Here is a 25,835-nt window from a genome sequence, read left to right on the forward strand (position 1 = left end):
ATTACTCCAAAAACAATTTTTTTAGTTCAATTTCTTGATTTATACACCACTCTTTGAATTCTTTAATAATTTGGGAGAAATCCTCATCCAATATAGATTCACCTTGGTCATTTGTAATAGTTTCAAATGTATCTGGATTCAATTTATAATCATTATCAAACTTCACTGTTCGTTGTGATGGTTTTTTCTTATATCCAACTTTGTGAATGTCGCGTGTAAAGACACTATAATCATCTGAAACAAGCTTTTGTAATCGCTCTTTGGAAGGCTTATAGCCTACTAGAATTGTCGTATTTACACCTGTTTCAGCAAATACATTCTCTGGCAAATCGAACAGCGCTACCACACGTATTTTCTCCATAACCCAATCTCGTGCAAAAGCCCATGTATTATTTGACATAATTGCATTGCTTAATACAATTGCAAATCTCCCGCCTTCTTTTATTTGCCTTATTGCATTTTCCAGAAATACAACCCCTTTATCCAACCCTGCCTTTGGATTTGTCTCTGTATACCTGTCGTATAGTTCATATAATTTTGCTACTTCCACATCATGCGAATTTGACAAGTCCAAACTTCTATTTTTCCCAAAAGGGGGATTTGTTAATATAACATCATATTCCATCAACTCAGTTTCGTCATACCATTTATTCCATTCGCCGCTTGAATGAATCGCATTATCAAGCAACGCAACCTTTTTATCAGTTGTTAATTTTTGTGTAATGCTTCCATATTCTGGCATATATTTAATAACTGCATTACCATCTCCATTCAACAACATATTCAATTGAGCCAAAACTGTCATATTATAATCATTATCAAATCCGTATAACTGACAATCATCAAGCTTCATATCTGCATTGATATAACTTTTCGAAAGAAAATCTGCAATCCCACAACAAGGGTCACAAATAGTTTCACCAGCCTTTGGATTAACTATCTTAACTATAAAATCAATAATAGGTAACGGTGTTAAAAACTGTCCCTTTTCATCCTTTTGAAATTTCGTTGCAAAATTATAAAAAATCAACTGATACAAGTCATTATTGCTTGACCTAACAAAAGAATAGTCTTGAAATTGTTTTACAATTTCATTAGCAACTTTTACATGTTTTTCCCTTTCCCATTTAATATTATTGTCTCCCAGAATATTACTATAATAAATTTTTGCTTCTTTATACAAATTCTTCATTCTCTCAACAAAGTTCTGTACTTCCCTTTTGTTTAGCGTACCAGTATAATATTCATCATCATTTATGTAAAACTTTAAAGTTCCACCATGGTCTTGCCTTTGCTTCTCATCATATATTTTCATCGCAATAAGTTGAATCAAAATCATGTATCCTTCTTCATTCGATAAACTTACTGAATCCAATACCCTCATAATAGAATTCAAAGCATTTTTCATATTATCATCCTGAATAGTATAGACAATATCCAAATCTTCGATATGCATACTACTTCTATCATTTTTTGAAGGATTTCTTAAAATTTTAACTATATTGTCCAAAGAAGGAATAGAATAATAAGGGTCTGTAATTTCTAATTGATATTGCTCTAGTATTTTCTGGCTATTAGGAAAACTCAAACTGTTATCAAACCTTGTTATCTCATCCTTTATTTTCTTAAACAAGAATAATCTACCTGTATCATAGTAAATACCCAATACAAAAGGATTTTCTGGTTCTTTTATTGATGCTCTTATTTGCGAACTAAATACTTGTTCAATGCTTTTATCATTTCTCTTATACTCAATTACACCAATTGCTAGTTCTCTTACCTTTTTCAATGAAACAACATCTTTAGGATTTGCTCGATAATTTCTGTAATAATCTATCCATGCAATATCGGAAAATATAACAGAGTCAATTTTTATCGGTGCTGAATGTATATTACCTTTTGGAAAATATATCTCAGCTCCAATATAATCACGACTCGGTATCTTTCCAGAACTAATTAAGCTATATATAAATTCCCATTTGTAGTACTCCTCATTAGGATTTCCATTTACATCTTTAATCGAAATATTTTCAACAAAAGTACCATCTACTGTACATAAAGACTTTGGTAATACTTCTTTTCCTCTAAATTCATTATTGTAATTTATTCTTGCCTGTGAAAAATCCATCTCACACATTCCTCCTGCTATTTATCCCTATTTTCTTCTTTTTGAATAATTCTGTTTGATTCAATTAATGCAGTTCTTCTTACAAACTCGCTATAAGAAGCATATGCTTCTAACCGAGCTGCCTTCTTCAATTTTTCTAATTCTTCCCCGCTAACCCTAATACTCATTGAATATGTTTTGTTCATATTTAAGCCCTCCTAGAAAAATTATAAAATCTGCGTGGAGCATTTACAATACAAATATCCACGTTTTTTCAAAAAAATAGAACCCCATGCAAAATGGAGTTCTATTGAACGTGTTCTCTTATCTTTGGTCATAAATTAGCCATAGGATTTAGTTTATTATGCTATATCACTAACTAATTTAGTAAAGTTTTGCACCAGCTGGGATATGATTATCAACCATAATAAGATGAAGTTCTTCATCCTCTGAATCTTTAAGATTATTTACTGCCGAAAGTAACATACCACAAGATTCAATTCCCATCATTGCTCTAGGTGGAAGGTTTGTAATAGCAATAAGTGTCTTTCCAACTAATTCTTCTGGTTCATAATATGCATGAATACCAGAAAGAATTGTTCTATCTACACCTGTACCATCATCAAGAGTAAATTGTAAAAGCTTTTTGCTCTTTGGTACTGCTACACATTCCTTAACCTTAACTGCTCTAAAATCTGATTTTGAAAATGTATCAAAGTCAACTGTTTCCTCAAACAATGGTTCAATCTTTACATTTGAGAAATCAATCTTCTCCTCAACGGTCGCAATCTGGTCGCAATTCTCTGTCGAATCACTCTTAGATGCCTTATTTTCCTTGCTTCCGCCGTCTAATGACTTCATCGTCGGGAACAGGATCACATCCCTGATCGCCGGTGAATCTGTCATCAGCATTGCCATACGGTCGATTCCGTAACCGATACCACCTGTCGGCGGCATACCTACGCTGAGTGCATTTAAGAAATCTTCATCTGTATGATTTGCTTCTTCATCGCCTGCTGCAAAAAGTTTTTCCTGTGCCTCAAAGCGGGCTCTCTGGTCAATCGGATCGTTTAACTCTGAATAAGCATTTGCCATTTCCCATCCATTCATAAAGAACTCGAAACGCTCTACATAGTCAGGGTTGTCCGGTTTTCTCTTAGTCAGCGGGGAGATTTCTACCGGATGATCCATGATAAATGTCGGCTGGATCAGGTGCTCCTCTACAAATTCTTCAAAGAACAGATTTAAGATATCACCTTTTTCATGGTGTGCTTCATATTCCACATGATGCTCATCTGCTAATTTCTTAGCTTCATCTGTGGTATGGATCTCGTTAAAATCAACGTTTGCGTATTTTTTAACGGCATCTACCATTGTGATACGTTCAAATGGCTTTGACAGATCCATTTCGTGTTCACCATATTTTAACACTAAAGAACCATTTACTTCCTGTGCTACATAGCGGTAAAGATTCTCTGTCAGATCCATCATGCCGTGGTAATCTGTATATGCCTGATATAATTCCATCAATGTAAATTCCGGATTATGTCTGGTATCTGTACCTTCGTTACGGAATACACGCCCAATCTCATATACACGCTCTAAACCGCCAACGATCAGTCGTTTCAGATATAACTCTAAGGAAATACGAAGTTTTACATCTTCATTTAATGCATTGAAATGTGTTTCAAATGGTCTTGCTGCTGCACCACCTGCATTTGCTACAAGCATCGGTGTTTCCACTTCGATAAAATTCTGTTCATCTAAGAATCTGCGGATACTGCTGATGATCTTTGAACGTTTGATCATAGTTTCTTTTACATCTGCGTTCATAATCAGATCAACGTATCTCTGACGATAACGGGTATCTGTATCTGTCAGACCATGGAATTTCTCCGGAAGGATCTGTAAGCTTTTTGAAAGCAGTGTTACAGCAGATGCATGAATGGAGATTTCTCCTGTTTTAGTCTTGAATACTTCTCCTGTAATTCCTAAAATATCACCTACATCATATTTCTTAAAATCTTTGTAAGAATCTTCTCCAATACTGTCCCTTGCTACATATGCCTGAATACTTCCCTGTACGTCCTGCACGTTACAGAAAGATGCTTTTCCCATAACACGTTTAAACATCATACGTCCTGCTATGGTAACGGTCTTGCCTTCTAATTCTTCAAAATGATCTTTAATCTCGATACTATGATGTGTCACATCAAATTTTGTGATCTTAAATGGGTCTTTGCCGTTTTCCTGCAACTCTGCAAGTTTCTCGCGGCGTACCTTTAAAAGCTGATTGATATCCTGCTGCTGTACATTTTTCTGCTCTGCCATTTTATCCTCCATCTGCTATCCTTACATGGATCGCTGAATCTCTAATACCTTATACTCTAAATCTCCAACCTGTGTTTCTACTTTGACGGTATCTCCGACTTTTGCTCCGATCAGTGCACGTCCTACCGGAGATTCGTTAGAGATCTTTCCTTTTAAGCTGTTTGCTTCTGTAGAACCAACGATCTTATATTCTAATTCTTCATTAAATTCACAATCTAAAATACGAACGGTACATCCAACGCTGATCTTGTCTAATTCTACTTCTTCTTCTACGACAACTTCTGCGTTTTTCAAAATCTTTTCAATGTCTTCGATACGGGCTTCAATATCACGCTGCTCGTCTTTTGCTGCATCGTATTCTGCATTTTCGGATAAATCTCCCTGTTCTCTGGCTTCTTTGATCTTCTGTGCCACTTCTTTTCGTTTAACAACTTTCAATTCCTGTAACTCATCTTCGAGTTTTTTAAGTCCCTGATACGTTAAGATATTTTTCTTATCCATGCTGCTATTCTACCCTTCTTTATTTATTCATTCTCGTAAAAAGCCTGCTCGAACTTATCATAGCAAGGCTGTTTATGCACCGTTTTTATGTTCTTGACAATCACTGTATTATACCCGATAGGCACTGTAATGTCAAGGTTTCCGGCATCTTCCCATGGTTTTTTAAAGACCGGGATATAGATTTTTCTGCCGAATTTTATCTCCTCCTGCCGTTCACTTCCTGTTTCAAAATCTAAAATAAGATTTCCTTTGGTCTCTTCTTCACCTAATACCGCTATTTTTTCAAACGTTTTTGGAAAAAACTCTACGATCAGTCCCTGTTCTTCATACAGCTTTTCCGATATATTTTCAAAATATGCAGCACGGTCTGTCAATACGATCAGGCGGTTTAATTCACTACCGATACAACGTATCGCAAGAAGCACGTTTTCTATCTCATAGCCATCGATGACCACTAGAACCAGTTTCTCATAAGAAAGTTTCTTTTTCTTTAAAATAGCATCTAGGATTTCTTTTAACTGCGGCAGATATGGATTTTCTTCTTTTTCTGCTTCTTGCTGTGTTCTGTTTATATTCTCTTTGGACTTTCTCTTTTTAAAATAGGTTAAAATTCTTATTTTTATCCATGATAAAGGCAACAATTCTCTCCCTGATACTATGATGTATGCTTCAAATGCTTTATTCAGTATATGAGAGCACCTCGTCAAATAATGCCTTTAGTTCTTCATAGCTTTCGATCTCATTGATCTTTGCCCGCAGTTTTGCAGAATTGCGGTAACCGCCGGTATACCATGTGGCATGTTTACGCATTTCTCTGACACCGGTATAATCTCCCTTGTAGTCAATCAGCATTTTGGCATGACGCAGCATCATTTCTACCATTTCCTGCATTGATGGTTTGGGAAGATTTTCTCCTGTCTGCATATAATGCAGGATCTGCCGGAAGATCCATGGATTTCCCTGTGCTCCTCTTGCGATCATAAATCCGTCGCAATTTGTCTGCTCTTTCATACGCATGACATCTTCACCTGTTAAAATATCTCCGTTTCCGATCACCGGAATATGGACTGCCGCTTTTACCTGTCGGATGATATCCCAGTCTGCTTTTCCGGAATAATACTGTTCTCTCGTCCTGCCATGAACGGCTATCGCAGCGGCACCGCTTTCCTCTGCGATATGTGCCATTTCTACCGCATTGATATGTTCCTCGTCAAAACCCTTCCGTATCTTTACGGTCACCGGTTTTTTTATGGCTTTTACGGTCTGTTCGATGATCTTTCCTGCTAAAAGCGGATCTTTCATCAACGCAGAACCATCACCATTATTGACTACTTTTGGCACCGGACAACCCATGTTGATATCTAAAATATCAAACGGACGATCTTCGATCTGCTTTGCGATTTCACTCATCACCTGCGGATCTGAACCAAATAACTGCAACGACACCGGATGTTCTCTTTCGTCGATCGTCATTAGTTCTTCTGTATTTTTGTTTTTATAAAGGATTGCCTTTGCACTGACCATCTCCATGCAGATCAGACCTGCTCCCTGTTCTTTACAAAGAATACGAAATGGCAGGTCGGTCACACCTGCCATCGGAGCTAATATTAAATTATTTTCTAATGTTACATTTCCTATCTGCAGTCTTTCCATTGCTCCCTGCCTTTTTGTTTTCTATTGATAATCATTCTTTCTTATTTTGATTTTGTCTGCTTCTCATAGATCAGACGAAGACCCGATAAAGTCAGATTCGGATCATAGATATCGATACAGTCTGTTTCATTTGCAATGATCCTTCCAAGTCCACCGGTTGCCACAACTTTTACGTTTTCATAACCGGATTCTTTGATCATATTCTTTACGATATATTCTGTCTGTCCGATCTGTCCGTATACCAGACCTGCCTGCATACTGCTGATTGTTTCCTGCGCTAAGATGCTTGCCGGTTTGCGGATCTCAATTTCAGGAAGTTTTGCTGCATCTTCCCAGAGTGCCTTTGCACTGATACGGATTCCAGGTGCGGTAACTCCTGCCACAAATGCACCGGATGCATCGACAAGATCATAAGTTGTCGCAGTTCCAAAATCAAGTACAAGTACCGGTCCTCCATACAGATCATAAGCTCCTACTGCATCAACGATACGGTCTGCACCGATCTGTTTTGGATTTTCTGTGACCACGCGGATTCCGGTTTTGATCCCCGGCCCTACAATAATCGGTGTGATCTCTAGATATTTGATAATCGCACTGTTTAATGAATGCATGACATTTGGCACCACAGAAGCTGTAATGACATTCTCGATCTCTTTTTTCGGTATCTGGTTACGCTCTAACATATCGATCACGCTGACACCATATTCATCTGATGTACGAAGCTGTTTTGTCGTCATACGAAATGTGGTAACTAATGCTTTTTTATCAAATATCCCAAATGTAATATTGGTATTTCCTACATCAATGGTCAGTAACATCTTTATTCCTCCTCAAACTCCCCTAATATGATGACTCTGTAAAATATCTGAAGGGAGTCTAATAATTCCGCTTTTGAAACCTGTAACTCTTTTACTTTCAATACACTTCCGATCTCATCATAGAGATAATCTCCCTCGTCTGCTGATGTACGGAATTCTAATTCTCCGTCTTCATTGTAAACTAAGGTCAGAATCCCGCCTACATCTTCTGTAAAAAGTACACACATGATCTTTAGTTCATCTTTGACACTTTGCGGAAGCCCCTGAAATATCTGGTTTAAATAGAATTTTTTATCATATGCACTTGATGCGCATAATACGATCTCCTGCTGTTCCATACTATCTCCTTTTAAACATATCCATAGATTCCCCGAACGGATACTTCTCCCGAAGATACCAGCCGGATGCCGTCTTCTGCTTCTACTATCAGTTCCCCGCCATCTGTGATCCCTCTTGCGGTTCCCTCATAAGGTTCTCTTGGATCTAATACACGTACCTGCCTGTCTAAATTTACAAGCAGGCTGTTGTATTCTTCTTTGATCTCTGATAAATTTCCCTTGCTGCAGAATTTATCATAATAAATCTCAAACTGTTCCCAGATCGCTTCGATCAGTCCGGCTCTTTTCACCGGTTCTCCTTTTTCGAGCAAAAGAGACGTTGCCACATCTTTGATCTCATCCGGAAAACTCTGATTCAACACATTGATCCCGATACCGATCACTACATAATTGATATATTCGATCTCGGTATTCATTTCTGTTAAGATTCCACAGACTTTTTTGCCATTGATGACAATGTCATTCGGCCACTTCACACCTGCCGGGAGTCCGGTATATAAACGTATGCCTTTTGCAACTGCCATTGCTGCCACAAGTGTCAGCATGGAGGCTTCATCCGGTTTTACAGTCGGTCTTAACAGCATGGTCATAAAGATTCCAGTATTTTTCGGGGAATCCCAGCCTCTGCCCCTGCGTCCTTTTCCGCTCTCCTGTCGGTCTGCAACGACCAGGGTTCCATGCATACCGCCTTCTTCTGCAATCCGCTTTGCCTGCACATTGGTAGAATCTGTAACATCATAATAGACGATCTTCTGTCCTGCCCAGCTTGTCTTACGGATGCTTTCTAATTCCTCTGCACTTAAAACATCGGGTGAACTGATCAGCCGGTAGCCTTTGTTGGAAACAGCTTCTATCTCATATCCTTCTGCTTTTAATTTCTGCATTACTTTCCATACGGCAGTCCGTGAAACACCTAATGTTTCACATAACTCCTGTCCTGATACATATCCGTCACTGTTTCGTAATGCTGCTAACAATTCTGTTTTCAATCTAATTATCTCCTAATGTTGCTAACATGATCGCTTTGATACTGTGCATACGGTTTTCTGCTTCATCAAATACCACTGACCAGTCGCTTTCAAATACATCATTGGTCACTTCGATTTCCTCTAAACCGAATTTATCATGTACTTCCCTGCCGATCGTTGTCTTAAGATCATGGAATGCAGGCAGACAGTGCATAAAGATTGCGGTATCCTTTGCATTTTCCATCACTTTGCGGTTTACCTGATATGGCATCAGTTCTTTGATACGTTCTGCCCATGCTTCTTCTGGTTCTCCCATGGATACCCAGACATCTGTATAGATAACATCTGCATCTTTTGTGGATGCTTCTACATCTTCACTTAACGTAATCGTTGCGCCTGTTTCTTTTGCTACCTCATTGCAGTAATCTACTAATTTCTGATCCGGAAAATAATTTTTTGAGGTACATGCCACAAAATGCATTCCTAATTTTGCACAGGTTACCATCAGTGAATTTCCCATATTATAACGGGCATCACCCATATATACGAATTTAACGCCTTTTAATTTTCCTAAATGCTCACGGACTGTCATCATATCTGCGATCATCTGTGTCGGGTGAAATTCATTTGTCAGTCCGTTCCATACCGGAACGCCTGCGTATTCTGCTAATTCTTCTACGATCTCCTGTCCGTATCCTCTGTATTCAATTCCGTCAAACATTCTTCCTAACACTCTTGCGGTATCTGCAATACTCTCTTTTTTACCAATCTGGGAACCGGACGGATCTAAATATGTCACATGCATACCAAGATCATGTGCTGCAACTTCAAATGAACAGCGGGTTCTTGTGCTTGTCTTTTCAAAGATCAATGCGATATTTTTTCCTGTCAGATGTGTATGGGGAATCCCCTGTTTTTTCTCGTTTTTTAATTTTTCACCTAAATCGATCAGGTATAAGATCTCCTCCGGTGAGTAGTCCATCAGTTTTAAAAAATTACGTCCCTTTAAATTCATTTGATATCCTCCGTATCTGTTTCATAAAATCATAAAGAGCTGCCCGCTTTTGCAGACAGCCCCACATTGTTTACTTCTATTTATCTTCCTTCGCAACCTCGACTAATGACTTTGCAAGTCCTGCCACACCCTGAATTTCAGAAGGAATGATAATCTTCGTTGCCTTGCCGTCTGCTGCCTTTGCAAATGCTTCTAAGCTCTTAAGCTGAAGTACGGAAGCGTCTGGATTTGCTTCTTTTAAGAAACGAAGACCATCTGCATTTGCCTGCTGGATCTTAAGGATTGCTTCTGCCTGACCTTCTGCTTCGCGGATTGTAGCTTCTTTGTGTGCTTCTGCACGTAAGATCGCTGCCTGTTTCTCTGCTTCTGCATCTAAGATTGCAGATTCTTTCTTACCTTCTGCAACAAGGATCGTTGATTTTTTCTCTCCTTCTGCTTTTAAGATTGCTTCTCTTCGTTCACGTTCTGCCTTCATCTGTTTTTCCATGGCATCCTGAATCGCAGCCGGTGGAATGATATTCTTAAGTTCTACACGGTTTACTTTGATACCCCATGGATCAGTAGCAACGTCTAAGGATGCACGCATCTTTGTATTGATCGTTTCACGAGATGTTAAAGTTTCATCTAATTCAAGATCACCGATGATATTACGAAGTGTAGTTGCTGTCAGATTCTCGATCGCCATGATCGGATTCTCTACACCATAAGCAAATAACTTCGGATCTGTGATCTGGAAATATACTACAGTATCGATCTGCATCGTTACGTTATCTTTTGTGATAACCGGCTGTGGTGGGAAATCTACCACCTGCTCTTTTAAATTGATCCGCTTTGCAATGCGGTCTACAAACGGTCTTTTGAAATGAAGTCCAACGCCCCATGTAGCCCGATAAGCACCTAAACATTCCACAACTGCAGCGTGTGCCTGTGGTACGATCTTGATACAGCTTGCTGCGATCACTAATACAATGACCAGTAAGATTACAAATACAATCATAAATTCCATATATGAGTTTCCTCCATTTCATTTTTTAAGCTTGTTTTTTGCTGTATAGGGAATCCCAACGGATTTACCTATACAGTAAAAAAGTAGTATGTCAGCTATGTTCTCATAACTAACATACTACTATACTTCAAATAAGATTACAACTAGAAAAATACATTTGCCCCGATCACAGTACCCTGTGCACCTGATGCCGCACTACGGAACTGTAAGGCTCCATTTGTATTATCGATTCCACTGATTGCTTCCTGTGCTGCCTGTAAACAGGAACCTTTTACACCACTTGCTGCAACTGCTGCAACACTGCCGCTTAATGCCGGTGTAAATTGTCCACCCTGATATACAACACCGGAAATGGAATTTGGATATGCACCGCTTCTTACACGGTTCATAACAACTGCTCCAACTGCAAGCATTCCTTCGTAAGAACCGTTTCCTGCTTCACACTGGATCAGTGCACCTAACAGGGTAACTTCATCTCCATTTGCACTTGCTGCCGGTTTCTTTGTGATCCCTGCTTCTTTTGCTTCTTTTTCAGCTACCTGTTCGGCTGTCAATGCTGTTCCAAGATTCAATGCCACACTGACATATTCGCCTTTGACATAAGCAGTTGTTCCTGATGCGGAAACTGCAATCCAGCCATCGGCTGCCTCCGTGTCTTTATCTACTTTTAATTTATCTCCGTTTGCTGCTGTGGTAACAACATCTGCTTCTTCACTCGGCTCACTCCGAAGTCTGAGTGCATCTGCTGTTACGGTTGCATACAGGCTGCACACTTCATTTGCCAGCGCATTTGCATCATCACCGTATACTAAATAGTCATTTTTCACATAGCCGGTTACATCGCCGGATGTGATCTGTGTCCATTCAGGATCTACGGAAACAACTTCTGCCACATCGCCTTTATAAAGCTTGCCTGCTAATTCAGAACCTGCATCCGGTGAAGTACGGATATTCATATCCTCATCTACATCTGCCATGACACGGTTTGCCCATTCCGGATCGGCTGTTTCTTCTGTCTGGATTGTTTCACTTTCTTCTGCATCAGATACTTCTGCGTCTGCCACCTGTGTATCCTCTGCTGCTGTTTCCTCTGGTGCAGCCTCTTCCACTGTTGCCTCAGATTCTGTGGCTGCCTGCTGTGTTTCCTGCAAAGTTGCTGCTGCAAGTTCGTCTAATCCTGCTGCACCGCCTGCAAAATCTGCAGTTTCTTCATCTACACTTTCTGCAACCATATCATTTTGTGTTCTCTCGACTGTCGCATAGATAAGACCACCGTCTTCAAACACCCCTGATTCCATATTCCGTAATTCAGAAATAATTCCTGCTGTACCGTTTTTGCCTAATGCAACATTCTCTGTCACATTTCCTTTGCTGTCTTCTGTGGAACCCCCAAATGCGGTGATCGTTGTCATAACCAAAAGTGATGCTGTTACGGTCATGCTTTCAACCACTTTTTTGTTTAGTTTCATCATAAAACCTCCAAGTGCTGTAATCTCTGTCAAAATGTATCTGCTGAAAATATATCATTTGTATTATGATTTTTTCATTTTTATTCACATTTTTATTCAGAAATATTACATTTATTACAAAAATGTTACAGTCAGATATTAGCATACTATTTTGAAGTTGTCAAGTCAGTGCTCTAAAGTGATGATCTTGTTGAAACCTCGTTACTGTTCACACAGCAGCCAGACATTTACTGTCTGGCTGCGTAAGAAAGTGATTCAGGTGGTGATTTTTGCTTCGCAAAGCGAACTTTCATGCAAAAATCACGAGTTACTGCTCACGGAGTGAACAGTAACAACTCTAAGAAAGAGCCGGCAGAACATCCTGCCGGCTCTTTCTCATATACTGTATGATCATAATCTCTTTAATAATTCTTCTCTCTGTGCTTCATAGCCCGGTTTTCCAAGAAGTGCAAACATGTTCTTTTTGTAGCTTTCTACACCCGGCTGGTTAAATGGATTGACACCTAACAGATATCCGCTGATACCTACTGCAAACTCGAAGAAATAGAATAATTCTCCTAAATAAAATTCGTTCTGCTCTGGAACTTTGACCATTAAGTTCGGTACATTTCCGTCTGTATGTGCAAGAATCGTTCCGTTCATTGCACTCTTATTGACAAAGTCCATATCTTTTCCTGCAAGATAATTGAGTCCGTCTAAATCTACTGCCTCTTCCTCGATAACAACATTTCCTCTGGATTTTTCAATATTTAAGACGGTTTCAAACATGATTCTTGCTCCATCCTGAATAAACTGTCCCATGGAATGAAGATCTGTTGTTAAATCAACAGATGCAGGGAATAAACCTTTCTGGTCTTTTCCTTCGCTTTCTCCATATAATTGTTTCCACCATTCAGATACATAATGCAGGCTTGGCTCATAATTTGCAAGCACTTCGATGGATTTTCCCTTTCTAAGCAGGATATTACGGATTGCTGCATACTGTAAGGAATCATTCTCCTCAAACTTCTGCTCTAATGCTAATTTTCTTCCTTCTGCTGCTCCTGCCATCAACTGGTCAAGATCTGCACCGGATACTGCGATCGGAAGTAAACCTACTGCTGTTAAAACAGAGAAACGTCCGCCTACATCATCTGGTACTACAAATGTTTCGTATCCTTCTTCTGTTGCAAGGTTCTTAAGGGCTCCCTTTGCTTTATCTGTTGTTGCATAGATACGCTTTGCTGCTTCTTCCTTGCCATATTTTTCCTCTAATTTCTTCTTAAAAATACGGAATGCGATCGCTGGTTCTGTTGTTGTACCGGATTTAGAAATGATATTTACAGAGAAATCCCTGTCACCTACAACATCTAAAAGTCCCTCTAAATATGCACCGCTGATGCTGTTTCCTGCATAATAGATTTCCGGTGTCTTTCTTTCTTCTTTTGAGATATTATTGTAAAATCCATGTCTTAAAAATTCTATCGCTGCTCTTGCTCCAAGGTAAGAACCTCCGATACCGATAACGATCAATACTTCTGAATCAGACTGAATCTTCTTTGCAGCTTCTTTGATCCTTGCAAACTCTTCCTTGTCATAATCTACCGGAAGGTCTATCCAGCCTAAGAAATCGTTGCCTGCGCCATTTTTTGCAACAAGCTGTTCCTTAGCGTCCTCAACTAATTTGCTTATATAGCCGATTTCTTCTTCACTGATAAATCCGGCTGCTTTTGAATAATCCAATGTAACTTTACCCATGAGATAACACTCCTTTGTCTATATATCTTTACTTTAGTTAATATTTCTGACCTTTTTTATTTTAGCAAACCCACCCTTATAGTTCAAGTACAAAAACCGCACACTAAAAGACTTCCTGTATCACATCCATCAAAAGTTTTGCGTCCTCTGACGTTTGCTGTTTTTCCGCCTCTTTCTGCCGTCTTTTTGCCGTCTGATAGACCGGTACTTTTACCGTTTCTAAAGCATCGTCCTGCTCACTTTCCGTTTCTGGTATGCCATCTAATACCACTTCAAAATATCTGCGTATCTTTTTACAGATCTTATGTACTTCATGTTTCATCCTGCTGACCTGAATTAAGATCACAAGTAACAGAAAAAATAAAACACCTCCTGCGATCAGGGCAGTTGTCACTAAATTTTCTCTTATGTATAGAATCATTTCCTGTAACATAATGATGCCTCCTTTTCTTTGCTGATAAGGTTTACAAGCATAAATACAATTTATACTTTTGATACTTACATTATAGAAAAAGATGGCTGCAAAGAAAAGCAGGACAACCTGTCTTTTCACCGCAAGTTTTACCATTATATATGGGAGATATTCTTCTTTCGACAGCTGCCCCCATATCTATGGGCGATCCATGTCTTCTTTTGGCACAAAATAACCGGAAAGACAGCAGCCTCTCTCATTATCTACTGTAAGAAAGCGATTATTCGATGATGACAATACGATATCACTGACCACATTCTGCGATGTGATCTCATGCTTTCCACAGATCCAGTACATCCGGTCTTTACACTCGGATAAATGTAAAATCTCTGGATTCCAGTCCGCATGACTGCCGCTGTTTGGAACAGCAATCCCACGAACCCTCTCCCTGATCTTTGCAAACCGCTCTGTGATATTCTCATAGTAATGATTCAGATTCACATTTCCAAGCATCAAAAGTCCAAACCGTAAATCCATGCTGCTTTTGTGATGCTGCATGATATCATGATCTCTCTCATGCATACAGCGTATCGTACAGGTCTTGAAATTATCCTCCGCATACTGTATCCATGCCCTGCACTGTTCTTCACGCAAAAATTCTTTTTCGGTCATAAAACTTTCGTTCTCGCTTGGAACAATGTTCTGCGGACCTTCATACATGACAATCGTTGTAGCTGGTGAGTTACCAAATTTCAACTGGTATGTCATCATAAAACGTTTCATCTGGTTCTTGTAGTCTTCCTTCAAGTTCTCTGATACTTCATGGATATTTTCCATCTGGCTGAAATACTCTCTTGTAAAACCAGACAATGTCTGTATATCCAGACCATAGACACCAAAATAAAAGAACCATCCATTTTCTATGATATATCCTGCATGTACAACAGGAATGGCATAGCCTTCCATCTCCCAGATCAGTTTTAAGGACTTATCATCTGCTTCTTCAAAATAACAGCCTTCTGCAATTTCTTCCGGCTTCCTGTCAGGTATGCGGCCATTTCCATATACAAAATACAGATTCTTAATTCCACATTCCTGCAAAAACAGGTACGGATCCTGTAAAAAACGGATCACGTCTTTCATATTCTCTTTTCTGCCTATAGTTTCTTCCACTAACACGAGTCTCTGGATGGGTGCCAGATACGGCAGGATCAGTGTCCACACTGTATGCTCTTTCACCAGTGTGACCAGTTTCCTGATATAGTTGATCGTATATCCACCCAACACCAGCAGGTCGATTTCATCCGGTATGGCATCCTTCCTTGCCCCAAAATCCAATTCCCCTTTTACTCTTTCATTCCGGCTGTAACTTTCCACCATATAAATATAATTTGTGGTCGTATTTCTCTCTCTATCATATACACTTCCTGAATGAAACAGGCCTCCCGCCTGATTTTCAAATAAATAACGAAAATATCTTCCGCGCATAATACTTCTGCGTCTCCCCTTCCCAGATTTTTCATTCGAAAAGTTTTGATACTTATATTTTAATGTATCTGATGGTTTTTACAAGTCTTTTTTCTTGACTTTTTCATATATGAGTATATATGATGATACCAGGGTCAAAAGGTCAGAAAGCCTTTTGCGAGCTTGCTTACAAGAGGATTTTTGACCTTTTGACCCGCCAAAAACATGAATAAGCAGCCATTTTTCGTAGAAAAATGAGCGAATTATGAATGTTTTTGAGGATTGCGAAAGTGCAATGCACGGAGCAATCCGGTATCATAGGGGTCAAAAGACCTTTTGACCCCAACATCATATGATTAGATAACATCTATCAGAAAGGAAATGGTATTCCATATGAAAAAAATCGTCTTAACCGGCGGCGGTACTGCCGGTCACGTTACTCCAAATATTGCACTGTTGCCAAGTCTTAGAAAAGCTTCTTATGAAATTTCTTATATCGGCTCTTACAAAGGAATTGAAAAAGAACTGATCGAAGCTGAAAAAGTTCCATATTATGCTATCTCATCCGGCAAGCTTCGCCGTTATTTAGACATCAAAAATCTATCCGATCCATTTAAAGTCGTAAAAGGTCTTGGCCAGTCCATCCATCTTTTACATAAGTTAAAACCGGATATCGTTTTTTCAAAAGGCGGTTTCGTATCGGTTCCGGTCGTATTGGCTGCAAAATTCTGCCACATTCCGGTTATTATCCACGAATCGGATATTACCCCCGGACTAGCTAATAAGATAGCCATTCCCGCTGCAAAAAAGGTCTGCTGCAATTTTCCGGAAACATTAAACTACCTTCCGAAAGAAAAGGCTGTTTTAACCGGATCTCCGATCCGTCAGGAATTATTAGCCGGCGTTGCCGAAAACGCCCGCTCTTATTGTCACTTTAATACTGACAAACCGGTGCTTTTGATCATCGGAGGAAGTACAGGTTCTAAAGTGATCAATGATGCCATTCGTGCACAACTGCCTGTCTTATTAAAGAATTTCCAGATCATACATCTGTGTGGTAAGGGAAATTTAGACGATACGTTAATGAATACAAAAGGATATGCGCAGTTTGAATATATCAGCCAGCAGTTAAAAGATATGTTTGCATTAGCCAATCTTGTGATTTCAAGAGCCGGTGCCAATGCGATCTGTGAATTACTTGCCCTGCACAAACCAAATATCTTAATTCCGCTTTCTGCTGCTGCAAGTCGCGGCGATCAGATCTTAAATGCAAAATCTTTCGAAAAACAGGGATTTTCCTATGTCATTGAAGAAGAAAAACTGACTGCCGATAGCTTACAATCCGCAGTTGACACTGTCTTTTCGCAAAAAGAAGATTATATTGCTGCTATGAAAAAAAGTACACAGATCGACTCTATTGATAAGATCATGGATCTGATTGAAAAAGAGCTTGCACATTAGTGCAGCTCTTTCTTTAAATGTTCACAGATTTCTTTCATTTCTTCGTCTGTAAAATTCTCATGGCTCCATGTTAAAATAGTACTGTTTTTCATATTTTTATATCTTGGGATCAGATGCAGATGGAAGTGAAATACTGTCTGTCCGGCTACTTCTCCATTATTCTGTACCAGATTAAAACCATCGCATTTTAAGGCATCTGTCATCTTTGTTACAAGCCTTTTGGCTAATTTCATTGCATTGCCTGCTACTTCCTCATCAATCTCATAAAGGTTCGCATAATGCTCTTTTGGAAGGATCAGTGCATGTCCCTTTGATGCCGGTGCTGCGTCTAAGATCACACGGAACTGTTCATCCTCATAGATGGTGTTAGTCGGGATCTCTCCTGATGCTAACTTACAAAAAATACAATTACTGTCTTTCATTTTTATTCTCCTTTCCTGTCGAATCCTGTATCATTTTTCTTATTGAAATGTTTTTGATCTAATGCTAGCATAGTAAACAAGGGTTAAAATTACCAGAGGGGGAATCTTTATGACACCGGAAGACTATGCAAAAATCTTTCACGAGATCAAAAATTATATCACATGTATCAGCAGCTCCTTACAGCTGATTGAAAAAACTCATCCTGAAGTGACTGACTATCCATACTGGAAAGATACCATTTCTGATGTGTGGGCACTGAAAAAAATGGTCATTGAAATTTCTTCTGCACGCTTATGCAGTAAACTTAACACAGAAATGATCTCCTTAAACAGTTTCTTTGCAGAACTCAAAAATTCCTATACTGCACTTTGTGGATCTAAGGATTTTCTATGCAGTTTCAAAACCGAACCAGACCTGCCGGAATTACCTATTGATTCCGACCGTTTAAAACGTGCGATCTTTAATCTGATCAAAAACTCTTATGAAGCAATGGACGGCACTGGTGAAATCACCGTTTCTGCCCGATCAGAAGCTGACTTTGTGTGTATCGATGTCATTGACTCAGGTGGTGGTATCTCACCGGACTATCTTGAAAAAATATTCACACCATTTTCCACAACCAAACAAAACGGCACCGGACTTGGTCTGCTCATTACGAAACAGACTGTTGAAGCCCATGGTGGTCATCTGACTGTAGATTCAAGACCTCATGATGGCTGTACCTTTTCTATTTATCTCCCTGTGCAGTAGTGGAAACCTATGCAAATTCAAATATAGTGTCTAACATACGAAGTGTTTTAAAATTTCCCTTCGCAGTCATAACTCCTGTCATAAATGCTCTCTGGAAGGTCATTCTTCCATTTACAATGCTGTCCATCACTTCAGGACTCAGTTTTGCATACACATCGATATTTTCTTCCCTGCCATAATAGCAGTTCATCTCATCCTCACGGACATCTAAGAACAATGGCTGTTTCTTGCCCTCGATCATAAACAGATAAGATGCATGAAATCCTTCTTCCGGTATAAAGTGGCTTTCAAACTCTTTAATATACATCGTATCATCAGATTCATTGCTCTTGCCTAGGATATCCTTAAACATAGATGCTAATTCTTCAATATCTTCCTTCTGTTTTTTCACATAGGAATCGTCTGATACATATTTTGACAGCTGTTCACTTTCCTGTGGTGTCAGATCCATCGACTGTGTACGAAGCACTGTCTGTTTGATTGCCTGGTTACTGCCCGGAAGTATCTTCATCTTCTGGGAAATGGAACGATACAGATCCTCTGCTTTCTTTTCAATGATCAGTGTATATTCCTTATTCATTTCAAATGTCACCAGGTCTTCTACATAACCGCAAAGTCCGCTGCAGGGCTTTCCGCCTAAAATCTCCCATGCATTCTCTAAAGTGACAACTGCCTCCCGCTCTCCATATGTTGTTGACATGACGATCGGCTGCATATATAAAGAACTGATCAGTTCTTTATCTCCGTATAACCAGCAGGCATCTAAAAACTGCTGCATATAGCCACCGATCCCAAGCCACTCTACTGTGGTAGCAAGAATAATACCATCGGCATCCTTAAAGGTATGAGGTAATGTGGATATCTCATTTTTGTGTTCATAGATATTATAACATTCTACCGTCACCCGCAGTTCCTTTAACACATCTTCCATTTTATGCAGAACGTATAATGTAGGATCATCTAGTAATCCTCTTCCTCCGTAGTATATATTTATCTTCATTATTTCCTCCATCTAAAGAGCTGCTGAGTATTATGATCGTAACCATTCCATACAAATCATTACCTGTACGAAATACTTACTCTGTCTCCTATCTAGTATATTGATTTTCTGCTATAAAATCAATCTCTAAATTTTCGGATCAGTGCCACGATACATCCTGCTAAAAAACCTCCGCAGAGTCCTCCGATATGTCCCCAGTTATCTACACCTGCCGTAGAAAATCCATAGTACAGACTAAGTACTGCCATAAATAACAGACCTTTCATTGTGAGACCTTCCACTTTCCATTTATGGAATGCTGCCCATGCGATCAATGCCCCAAGGATGCCGAAAATAGCACCGGATGCACCGGCGGACACTGCATAATCTGCATAACGGATATCTTCCACCGCTGATAATATACTGCCACACAGCCCGGAAAACAGATATACTACTGTAAAAGGGATCTTTCCTAATACATCCTCTAGCCGCATTCCGATCACTGCTAATAACAACATATTATTCACAAGATGTTCTGCTCCAAAATGAAGAAACATACTTGTAAACAGCCGCCACCATTCATGATCTTCTATAATATAAGGAACAAATGCCGCTCCATGTGCCAACATAAACTCACCATCTGTAGTATCTCCGATCAGCTCAAGTACCAGCCAGATCAATACATTGACTGCAATCAGCGTAACCGTAACAATGGGAATCTTTCTCGTTACTTTTTTTTCCATAGTGTGCCTCATTTCATGCATATTTGCGGTCAGGACAGGCTGCCACATTTGCTTATCATTATACGGCTTCACTATATTTTTTCAATAGATTTGCTATGTTAAATTTTTATAAATCATGTTACACAAACCGGTATGCTTCTTTCGAAAAAACAATCCGGTCATTCTTTTCCAGCTTCACTTTTTCCATATAATTTAATAACTCGCCATTACGATACGTTCCATTCGTGGAATTCATATCTTCCATATAATAGCATCCATCTTCGATTGTAATCTTTGCATGTATCCTGCTTACGGTGTCATCACAGATTTTTCCATCTACTTCCCCATTATGATTCCCGATCAGAAATACCGGTGCATTGATCTTGATGTTCTGCTCATTACCGTCTCCCTCATATCTCAGTTCCCCGATGATCTCATTTGTTTCACTCCCTAAAAACACTGTCGGATTTATGGATTCTGCCACATATTCCTGCGGTTCAAACACGTACGCAAATTCCGCTTCGGTCTGTATTTTCTTCTTCATCACCGGAAATTTCCACCTGCTCTTTTTCTTCTGTTCTGTGAGATTTTTATGTGTATTTTTCTTATCTGTATCTTTTTCCTCTATCTCTGGTTTTTTCACTTCAGATTCTCTACTTTGACAGATCTCATCTTCCCTGTCAAAAAATTCTGTGTTTTCTTTCTCATATAAGATTTCTAACAGTTCTTCTATCCTGATATGTTCCATCTGACATACTTCATATACGTTATAGCACTTCTGGATATCTTCTCCGTTTCCATGCTCCATATGGGAAAGATAATATTCCATAAAACTCCGCAGGGATTCTTCTAATGTCTTTTTTGCAAATGGCATACAGCAGAAACCAAAATTTTCTTCTTTTGCATCTACAAAAATATATGCCGGAGCAAGTGATATTCCGTCTGTATCTAACAGGTATTCCCCCATCTGCTCTAAAATTCCCTTTAGAGCAGTTATAAATTTTCGTAAAAAAGCTGTTCCCAAACGCTGGATCTCCATCCAGTTTTCTAACGAATGTCTGCCACTGATGTCATACCAGAACTGCTGCTCTCCATTTTCATTTGTAATTTCAAACGACAGCAGTCCTGCGATCTTATTTTTCTTAAGCATCTGATATTCATAGGACTGTATCATAGTATCCTGTTTAAAAAGCAGATAACTTTTGCCCGAATTTCTTCTGTATTCTGCCATACTTTCCTCCCTTATGTTTTTTCTACAAGCCTCCACATTCTGATCTTCGTTTCTGCACAAAAATCATTATCCCAGCCACTTACCGATGCCTGCTTTGTTTCCTCATACAGATCATATGCTGCATAGATCGGCAGAAAAAGCGTCAACATGATCACCATGGCTAACATTGCAATCTCTACAGTATAAGATGCTTCATATTTCTTCATCCCATGCCTCCTATGACCATCAGTAATTCACCAAAAAATAAAAATGGCACAAATGGTATTTTTGTCTGCTTATCAAATCCTAAGACCAATAATAAAATCCCCCAGATTCCTGCCAGGAAAAAAGATATGCACAGCAAACGCAGGTTATCCACAATGCCTAAGTAAATGCCTGTCATTACCAATATCATGCCATCTCCGATACCGATCTTTCCTTTTGTCAGATAACTAAATCCCATGATGCATACTCCTAATGCCATTCCAGACAACATCTGCACGACACTATGATCTCCATTCCAAACCTGTAATAAGATCCCGATGATCGAAAAAATCAGCGTAATCACTGCCGTGATTTTCTTCTGACGGATATCTTCTATGCTATGCACGCCTAATGCCCCTAATAATAGATATGACTGTACCATGCTTACTCCTTTCCACATTTGCTGCAAGCCCCTTTTCCTTCTACCTGTTTTAATGGGACTGCCAGTATAGAATGTCTGATCCTGCTGCAATCAGACATTCTATGATAATGACTGCCATACGTTGTTATATATACCAGACTATGTCCTGTACCTCTTCCCCGTCCACACTTTGTACAGGGGTAATACTTGCCGCCGTTATGGTTACGGATAGCTGCAAGCTGGTTTTCTGATACCCCCCTGACCTTCGGATACAGATAGGTACAGTTCTTTTTTCTATGATAGACACTCCCATTCGGTGTCATATAGACAATCTCATCTCCTTCTTTTTGATCATAAGATCGTCCCATCCACTTTCTGACTTTTATCTTCTGTGTCAGACAAATTCCTGACTCATTCCACAAGCCAATGGGCAGACGCATCGTATAATCTGCTTTTAATTCAATATAATCACCCATAAAATCAGAATCCGATAGGGAAATTCCGATTGTTCCACCCCGTACATATTTACCAACAACACCTTTCTTCCCGATATTCTTTAAGAACAGTACCTTTGCCAACGGAAGATCTGCTGTCCGTTTTCCGACTCTCTCATACTCCCATACTGACAATTCCCTTCCTGTGTCAAGCAGTGCATTTCCCACTGTCTGCTGTACCGTAAGCACCTGAAAGAAAAACAGTAAGAATACCATAAATGCAGCATAAAATGGTAATGCAACTGCGGTTTCTGCCATATAAGATGCCTCCATACGGACATAAGGCGGTGCCTTTTTCGGTAATTGGCTTTGATTTTTTACAGGTAGAGAGATTTTTAAATTTTTCAAAAAGGCACCCCCTTATATCCGCATGATCCATTTTTACTGATAGGCATAACCGGTTTTTTCTAAAAACTGATAACTGCCTGCAAGATCCTCTCCAAATAATCCTAAAAATAAGGTATCTGCTTCATAAGTCATGTCTGCATGAAATTCTGTGATCATATGATCCATTCTGCATTTTGCATACTTTTCTTCATGCCGCATACTCTGTTCCATCAGATCCATTCCACGATATGCGATTTTTTTCGTACTCTGTGTATACAACAGCGCATCTAAATATTCCTGATATGACAGCCCTGACGTTTTATCATCAGCCGGCATAGTCGCTGCTTCACCTAAATTTGACAACTGTGTTTTCCAGACAGCCGCATCTTTCATCAGAGGAACTTGACCTTTCGCTAGCAGTGTCCTGACATCACATACACTTTCTGCATATGCCCATGCCGCTAAGATTCCCTGATGCACCAGCTCGATAATTGCCGGATTTGCAGTTGCTCCTGCCAACGTAGCTGCTAATACTTCTGCCTCTGCATTTTTTGCTTTATCCTGCTGCAAATACAGGAAGTTTAGTGTTTCACGCAGTAACAGCAGTTTATTTACTGTTTCTTTCAGATTCTTTTCATCGCTTTCATTTCCTGCGATCAGATACTCTGTCCCATAGGAAAGGGCTGCGTCCTCTGCCGGCTCTATAAAATTACCAATCTCCGGTTTTAAAAACTCCTGCATTAAGATCCGTTCATACCAGCCGCCTTTTCCACTCTTTTTACAGGTGCCTTTTTCACAGTCACGTTTTAACAGACAGTCCTCTAAAGAGATCGTTTTTGCAGATACAGCCTGTCCATCGGGAACTACCAGTCCTAAGATCCCATCTGCATCTTTCATGGACTGTATGCTTTGAAACGGATCTGTTGTTTCGCTGCTTTTTTCTGTATTCTCACCTTTTCTTAAGGGACTGCTCTTTTTCTTTTCTTCCTGTACACTTATTTCCGACTCTTTCTTTAAATCTTCTAAAGTCTGCTTTGCTGTGCTCATAGATGTTTCGGGATCTCCTCCGGTCGTCTGTTTGCTCTGTATCGTATTGACTTTCTCTAAGATCTTCTCTGCTGCTCTTTGACCTATCGTTTTTTTCATAATCTTTGCAGTCTGTGACATAAATACCCTGCCATCATCATCTGTGAGCAGTACATAGTCCGTAATCTCTGACTCCGCTTTCTGCATATGATACAGATTGATCCCCTCTTTTTCTGTTACAGATAATACGTTGTATGCTAAAAGTGCATCCATTTCCGCCTCTAGCGCATCGGTATCAAATTCTTCGCCTAAAAAACTGCCATCTAATAAAAAGAGGTCATACTTTTTTGATAAATACGGCTGATATCCTGCGGCTAAAGATTCTGCCGCTAAATGACTCCATTCTGCGGCATCCTCTTTGACACCATAAAATCTTGCCGCCTCTGCTAAACTAAAGATTAACGCCGCCGTAACTACAATCGTCAGGCAGAGTGTCACTGTCACAGATGCATTTTCTTTTTTTCTGATCTTCATTCGATCGCCTTTGCCTTTGAAGTAACCGTAGTCATCAGATCTGTAACTAACTTCTGAAGCTGTGTCCGGAATATCACAACTGCTCCGATCAAAACGACTAAGATCAATATTACTTCTACAACTCCGTTTGCACTTTCTTCGTTTAAAAATTCTTTAAATCCTCTCATGTTGTTTCCTCCTTATATTCCATAGATTGATAAAAACGCCGGTACGATCACAATGCCCATTACGACCATAAGCATAAGCATCATCGGGATCAGCAGCTTTGTAGATGCTTCTTCCCCTAATTTTCTTGCTGTGTTTTTGCGTTCTAAAAATACCCGTTCTGCTTCTTCCTCTAACTTGTCCATCAGATTCCGGTTGCCGATCTTCTGACCGGAGACCAGCAATGACACTAACTTACGGTATGGCTGCAAATCACAGCGTTTGGCAAACTCCTGATATGCCCGCACCTCACTCATGCCATTTTCCATTTCACAGATCATCTGATGTAATGGGACATAGACACCAGAGGGTTCTTCTTTTAAATGTTTCTTACCTGACTGGTGCATCTGGTCAATTTTTCGCAATGCCCCTGATATCGTCATTCCTGCCCCTAATAAAAGAGATAGTTTTCCGACAAATTCAGGATACTCTAATAACAGCCTGCGTTTTGTCTTCTGTGCCTGTCTGATCTTCTGCTCCCGCTCTGTATACACAACTGTCACTGCGGCAAGAATTCCAAATATCAGGATTTCGACCGCTCTTGTCTGTGTCTTTTGTTTCCATATGATCTTTTTTCCATCTGCATATTCCGGCAGTGCCACTGTTTTTTGTGTCGGTTCTGCTTCTGCGACCTGTTCTTTGATATCTGCGATCAGCCGCTCTTTTTTATTTTTTTGTAACGGTATCACACAAAAAGTAAATTCATAATTTTCTTTCTGTTCTCCACAGCTTAAGACAACAGTAGCTTCGATCTGATGAGGGATTTCTTTTAATGCTTCCTGATCGATCTTTCCTTCTGAAGAGATAACCGCTCCATCTGAAAACGCCCACTCTGCCTTTACCACTCCATTCTGATAGGATTTCTGTATATGGGGATCATGCCGGATCTCCTCAAGGGATTGATTTCCCCCACAGAATGTCGCATCGATCTCTTTTACGGCTGCTGTAAGATAGGCAGTTTCTTCACTCGCCCGATACTTCCATTCCGGGATTGAAAGCATCATTTCATATTCAGTTTCGTCCTCCTCCACATAGAAAACGGCTTCTGTTTCTAATTCCCCTTCACCAGGAGGATTTCTTACAAGCTGTTCCTTCTGCCCGCTGTCCATTCTCCCAGAAAGCCCGGACAAAAATCCTAATACTGCAAAAGCAGCTAAAATGGCATATGCCTTTTTTATTTTTTGAAAGACCGGATAACGTCTTAACAACAATGCTCCTGCTAAAAGCAGTACACTTACTACACCACATAAAATCATAC

General features: G+C 39.6%; 27 protein-coding genes. 2 read left to right on the top strand and 25 right to left on the bottom strand.

Annotated elements, in window-relative coordinates; translation table 11 throughout:
- Window position 1: 1 nt before the first annotated feature.
- The 15 genes from H8S17_RS07265 to H8S17_RS07335 all read right to left on the bottom strand — a co-directional run bounded on the left by H8S17_RS07265 (window position 2) and on the right by H8S17_RS07335 (window position 15,843).
- Window positions 2-2,128: an HsdM family class I SAM-dependent methyltransferase gene (locus H8S17_RS07265; protein WP_186866775.1), complete on the bottom strand. Its 2,127-nt coding sequence runs from the start codon at window positions 2,126-2,128 to the stop codon at window positions 2-4.
- Between the two features lie 17 nt (window positions 2,129-2,145).
- Complete coding sequence (locus H8S17_RS07270; protein WP_186866776.1) at window positions 2,146-2,313, bottom strand: type II toxin -antitoxin system TacA 1-like antitoxin; 168 nt, start codon at window positions 2,311-2,313, stop codon at window positions 2,146-2,148.
- Between the two features lie 178 nt (window positions 2,314-2,491).
- Complete coding sequence (gene lysS / locus H8S17_RS07275) at window positions 2,492-4,438, bottom strand: lysine--tRNA ligase (protein WP_186866777.1); 1,947 nt, start codon at window positions 4,436-4,438, stop codon at window positions 2,492-2,494.
- A 21-nt stretch (window positions 4,439-4,459) separates the two neighbouring features.
- The gene (gene greA, locus H8S17_RS07280; RefSeq protein ID WP_186866778.1) at window positions 4,460-4,939 is read right to left on the bottom strand and encodes a transcription elongation factor GreA; all 480 of its coding nucleotides are present in this window, start codon (window positions 4,937-4,939) and stop codon (window positions 4,460-4,462) included.
- A 23-nt stretch (window positions 4,940-4,962) separates the two neighbouring features.
- Window positions 4,963-5,577, bottom strand: coding sequence for a hypothetical protein (locus H8S17_RS07285; RefSeq protein ID WP_186866779.1), 615 nt, complete (start codon window positions 5,575-5,577; stop codon window positions 4,963-4,965).
- A 40-nt stretch (window positions 5,578-5,617) separates the two neighbouring features.
- Window positions 5,618-6,592 carry a tRNA dihydrouridine synthase DusB gene (gene dusB / locus H8S17_RS07290; RefSeq protein ID WP_186866780.1) on the bottom strand — a complete coding sequence of 325 codons (975 nt, stop codon included), beginning with the start codon at window positions 6,590-6,592 and terminating at the stop codon, window positions 5,618-5,620.
- Window positions 6,593-6,633: 41 nt separating this feature from the next.
- Window positions 6,634-7,410: a type III pantothenate kinase gene (locus tag H8S17_RS07295; RefSeq protein WP_186866781.1), complete on the bottom strand. Its 777-nt coding sequence runs from the start codon at window positions 7,408-7,410 to the stop codon at window positions 6,634-6,636.
- A 2-nt stretch (window positions 7,411-7,412) separates the two neighbouring features.
- Window positions 7,413-7,748 carry a DUF6145 family protein gene (locus H8S17_RS07300; protein WP_186866782.1) on the bottom strand — a complete coding sequence of 112 codons (336 nt, stop codon included), beginning with the start codon at window positions 7,746-7,748 and terminating at the stop codon, window positions 7,413-7,415.
- A gap of 11 nt (window positions 7,749-7,759) precedes the next feature.
- A complete protein-coding gene (locus H8S17_RS07305; RefSeq protein WP_186866783.1) occupies window positions 7,760-8,737 on the bottom strand; it encodes a biotin--[acetyl-CoA-carboxylase] ligase in 978 nt (325 codons plus the stop codon).
- A gap of 1 nt (window position 8,738) precedes the next feature.
- Entirely contained in the window at window positions 8,739-9,731 is a 993-nt protein-coding gene (gene argF, locus H8S17_RS07310) for an ornithine carbamoyltransferase (RefSeq protein WP_186866784.1), read from the bottom strand.
- 76 nt (window positions 9,732-9,807) lie between these two features.
- Window positions 9,808-10,737 carry an SPFH domain-containing protein gene (locus H8S17_RS07315; protein WP_178051542.1) on the bottom strand — a complete coding sequence of 310 codons (930 nt, stop codon included), beginning with the start codon at window positions 10,735-10,737 and terminating at the stop codon, window positions 9,808-9,810.
- A gap of 143 nt (window positions 10,738-10,880) precedes the next feature.
- The gene (locus H8S17_RS07320; protein ID WP_186866785.1) at window positions 10,881-12,239 is read right to left on the bottom strand and encodes an SH3 domain-containing protein; all 1,359 of its coding nucleotides are present in this window, start codon (window positions 12,237-12,239) and stop codon (window positions 10,881-10,883) included.
- A gap of 357 nt (window positions 12,240-12,596) precedes the next feature.
- The gene (locus H8S17_RS07325) at window positions 12,597-13,943 is read right to left on the bottom strand and encodes a glucose-6-phosphate isomerase (RefSeq protein ID WP_186866786.1); all 1,347 of its coding nucleotides are present in this window, start codon (window positions 13,941-13,943) and stop codon (window positions 12,597-12,599) included.
- 103 nt (window positions 13,944-14,046) lie between these two features.
- Window positions 14,047-14,376 carry a hypothetical protein gene (locus tag H8S17_RS07330; protein ID WP_186866787.1) on the bottom strand — a complete coding sequence of 110 codons (330 nt, stop codon included), beginning with the start codon at window positions 14,374-14,376 and terminating at the stop codon, window positions 14,047-14,049.
- Between the two features lie 177 nt (window positions 14,377-14,553).
- Window positions 14,554-15,843: a hypothetical protein gene (locus tag H8S17_RS07335; protein ID WP_186866788.1), complete on the bottom strand. Its 1,290-nt coding sequence runs from the start codon at window positions 15,841-15,843 to the stop codon at window positions 14,554-14,556.
- A gap of 372 nt (window positions 15,844-16,215) precedes the next feature.
- Between H8S17_RS07335 and H8S17_RS07340 the strand changes: the two genes are divergently transcribed.
- Entirely contained in the window at window positions 16,216-17,283 is a 1,068-nt protein-coding gene (locus H8S17_RS07340; RefSeq protein WP_186866789.1) for an undecaprenyldiphospho-muramoylpentapeptide beta-N-acetylglucosaminyltransferase, read from the top strand.
- On the opposite strand, the gene H8S17_RS07345 is transcribed toward H8S17_RS07340, so the two are convergent.
- Window positions 17,280-17,705, bottom strand: a complete 426-nt coding sequence (locus H8S17_RS07345; RefSeq protein ID WP_178050687.1) for an HIT family protein — start codon at window positions 17,703-17,705, stop codon at window positions 17,280-17,282. The genes H8S17_RS07340 and H8S17_RS07345 overlap by 4 nt on opposite strands.
- A 109-nt stretch (window positions 17,706-17,814) precedes the next feature.
- On the opposite strand from H8S17_RS07345, the gene H8S17_RS07350 reads away from it, so the two are divergent.
- Window positions 17,815-18,456 (top strand): sensor histidine kinase, encoded by a 642-nt coding sequence (locus H8S17_RS07350; protein WP_186866790.1) that lies wholly within the window; start codon window positions 17,815-17,817, stop codon window positions 18,454-18,456.
- 7 nt (window positions 18,457-18,463) lie between these two features.
- On the opposite strand, the gene H8S17_RS07355 is transcribed toward H8S17_RS07350, so the two are convergent.
- From H8S17_RS07355 to H8S17_RS07395, 9 genes are all read right to left on the bottom strand, one after another.
- A complete protein-coding gene (locus H8S17_RS07355; protein WP_178050685.1) occupies window positions 18,464-19,456 on the bottom strand; it encodes an SCP2 sterol-binding domain-containing protein in 993 nt (330 codons plus the stop codon).
- A 119-nt stretch (window positions 19,457-19,575) separates the two neighbouring features.
- A complete protein-coding gene (locus H8S17_RS07360; protein ID WP_186866791.1) occupies window positions 19,576-20,178 on the bottom strand; it encodes a rhomboid family intramembrane serine protease in 603 nt (200 codons plus the stop codon).
- A 118-nt stretch (window positions 20,179-20,296) separates the two neighbouring features.
- Complete coding sequence (locus tag H8S17_RS07365) at window positions 20,297-21,388, bottom strand: DUF6382 domain-containing protein (RefSeq protein ID WP_186866792.1); 1,092 nt, start codon at window positions 21,386-21,388, stop codon at window positions 20,297-20,299.
- 11 nt (window positions 21,389-21,399) lie between these two features.
- The gene (locus tag H8S17_RS07370; protein ID WP_186866793.1) at window positions 21,400-21,594 is read right to left on the bottom strand and encodes a hypothetical protein; all 195 of its coding nucleotides are present in this window, start codon (window positions 21,592-21,594) and stop codon (window positions 21,400-21,402) included.
- A complete protein-coding gene (locus tag H8S17_RS07375) occupies window positions 21,591-22,013 on the bottom strand; it encodes a prepilin peptidase (RefSeq protein WP_186866794.1) in 423 nt (140 codons plus the stop codon). The genes H8S17_RS07370 and H8S17_RS07375 overlap by 4 nt, the downstream gene beginning before the upstream one ends.
- A 2-nt stretch (window positions 22,014-22,015) precedes the next feature.
- Window positions 22,016-22,744: a hypothetical protein gene (locus tag H8S17_RS07380; RefSeq protein WP_186866795.1), complete on the bottom strand. Its 729-nt coding sequence runs from the start codon at window positions 22,742-22,744 to the stop codon at window positions 22,016-22,018.
- A gap of 123 nt (window positions 22,745-22,867) precedes the next feature.
- Window positions 22,868-24,373: a DUF5702 domain-containing protein gene (locus H8S17_RS07385; protein ID WP_186866796.1), complete on the bottom strand. Its 1,506-nt coding sequence runs from the start codon at window positions 24,371-24,373 to the stop codon at window positions 22,868-22,870.
- Entirely contained in the window at window positions 24,370-24,540 is a 171-nt protein-coding gene (locus H8S17_RS07390) for a Flp1 family type IVb pilin (protein WP_178050678.1), read from the bottom strand. Before H8S17_RS07390 ends, H8S17_RS07385 begins: the two co-directional genes overlap by 4 nt.
- Window positions 24,541-24,552: 12 nt before the next feature.
- The gene (locus H8S17_RS07395) at window positions 24,553-25,833 is read right to left on the bottom strand and encodes a hypothetical protein (RefSeq protein ID WP_186866797.1); all 1,281 of its coding nucleotides are present in this window, start codon (window positions 25,831-25,833) and stop codon (window positions 24,553-24,555) included.
- Window positions 25,834-25,835: the final 2 nt, after the last annotated feature.

The sequence above is a fragment of the Roseburia zhanii genome (genome assembly GCF_014287635.1).
GTDB classification, from domain to species: Bacteria; Bacillota; Clostridia; order Lachnospirales; family Lachnospiraceae; genus Roseburia_B; species Roseburia_B zhanii.

What these genes read in the sequence shown, in the direction of transcription:
- H8S17_RS07265 (WP_186866775.1), bottom strand. Translation starts at nt 2,128, where the DNA reads ATGGATTTTTCACAGGCAAGAATAAATTACAATAATGAATTTAGAGGA.
- H8S17_RS07270 (WP_186866776.1), bottom strand. Translation starts at nt 2,313, where the DNA reads ATGAACAAAACATATTCAATGAGTATTAGGGTTAGCGGGGAAGAATTA.
- lysS (WP_186866777.1), bottom strand. Translation starts at nt 4,438, where the DNA reads ATGGCAGAGCAGAAAAATGTACAGCAGCAGGATATCAATCAGCTTTTA.
- greA (WP_186866778.1), bottom strand. Translation starts at nt 4,939, where the DNA reads ATGGATAAGAAAAATATCTTAACGTATCAGGGACTTAAAAAACTCGAA.
- dusB (WP_186866780.1), bottom strand. Translation starts at nt 6,592, where the DNA reads ATGGAAAGACTGCAGATAGGAAATGTAACATTAGAAAATAATTTAATA.
- H8S17_RS07295 (WP_186866781.1), bottom strand. Translation starts at nt 7,410, where the DNA reads ATGTTACTGACCATTGATGTAGGAAATACCAATATTACATTTGGGATA.
- H8S17_RS07300 (WP_186866782.1), bottom strand. Translation starts at nt 7,748, where the DNA reads ATGGAACAGCAGGAGATCGTATTATGCGCATCAAGTGCATATGATAAA.
- argF (WP_186866784.1), bottom strand. Translation starts at nt 9,731, where the DNA reads ATGAATTTAAAGGGACGTAATTTTTTAAAACTGATGGACTACTCACCG.
- H8S17_RS07315 (WP_178051542.1), bottom strand. Translation starts at nt 10,737, where the DNA reads ATGGAATTTATGATTGTATTTGTAATCTTACTGGTCATTGTATTAGTG.
- H8S17_RS07325 (WP_186866786.1), bottom strand. Translation starts at nt 13,943, where the DNA reads ATGGGTAAAGTTACATTGGATTATTCAAAAGCAGCCGGATTTATCAGT.
- H8S17_RS07330 (WP_186866787.1), bottom strand. Translation starts at nt 14,376, where the DNA reads ATGTTACAGGAAATGATTCTATACATAAGAGAAAATTTAGTGACAACT.
- H8S17_RS07335 (WP_186866788.1), bottom strand. Translation starts at nt 15,843, where the DNA reads ATGCGCGGAAGATATTTTCGTTATTTATTTGAAAATCAGGCGGGAGGC.
- H8S17_RS07340 (WP_186866789.1), top strand. Translation starts at nt 16,216, where the DNA reads ATGAAAAAAATCGTCTTAACCGGCGGCGGTACTGCCGGTCACGTTACT.
- H8S17_RS07345 (WP_178050687.1), bottom strand. Translation starts at nt 17,705, where the DNA reads ATGAAAGACAGTAATTGTATTTTTTGTAAGTTAGCATCAGGAGAGATC.
- H8S17_RS07350 (WP_186866790.1), top strand. Translation starts at nt 17,815, where the DNA reads ATGACACCGGAAGACTATGCAAAAATCTTTCACGAGATCAAAAATTAT.
- H8S17_RS07355 (WP_178050685.1), bottom strand. Translation starts at nt 19,456, where the DNA reads ATGAAGATAAATATATACTACGGAGGAAGAGGATTACTAGATGATCCT.
- H8S17_RS07360 (WP_186866791.1), bottom strand. Translation starts at nt 20,178, where the DNA reads ATGGAAAAAAAAGTAACGAGAAAGATTCCCATTGTTACGGTTACGCTG.
- H8S17_RS07365 (WP_186866792.1), bottom strand. Translation starts at nt 21,388, where the DNA reads ATGGCAGAATACAGAAGAAATTCGGGCAAAAGTTATCTGCTTTTTAAA.
- H8S17_RS07370 (WP_186866793.1), bottom strand. Translation starts at nt 21,594, where the DNA reads ATGAAGAAATATGAAGCATCTTATACTGTAGAGATTGCAATGTTAGCC.
- H8S17_RS07375 (WP_186866794.1), bottom strand. Translation starts at nt 22,013, where the DNA reads ATGGTACAGTCATATCTATTATTAGGGGCATTAGGCGTGCATAGCATA.
- H8S17_RS07380 (WP_186866795.1), bottom strand. Translation starts at nt 22,744, where the DNA reads ATGGCAGAAACCGCAGTTGCATTACCATTTTATGCTGCATTTATGGTA.
- H8S17_RS07385 (WP_186866796.1), bottom strand. Translation starts at nt 24,373, where the DNA reads ATGAAGATCAGAAAAAAAGAAAATGCATCTGTGACAGTGACACTCTGC.
- H8S17_RS07390 (WP_178050678.1), bottom strand. Translation starts at nt 24,540, where the DNA reads ATGAGAGGATTTAAAGAATTTTTAAACGAAGAAAGTGCAAACGGAGTT.
- H8S17_RS07395 (WP_186866797.1), bottom strand. Translation starts at nt 25,833, where the DNA reads ATGATTTTATGTGGTGTAGTAAGTGTACTGCTTTTAGCAGGAGCATTG.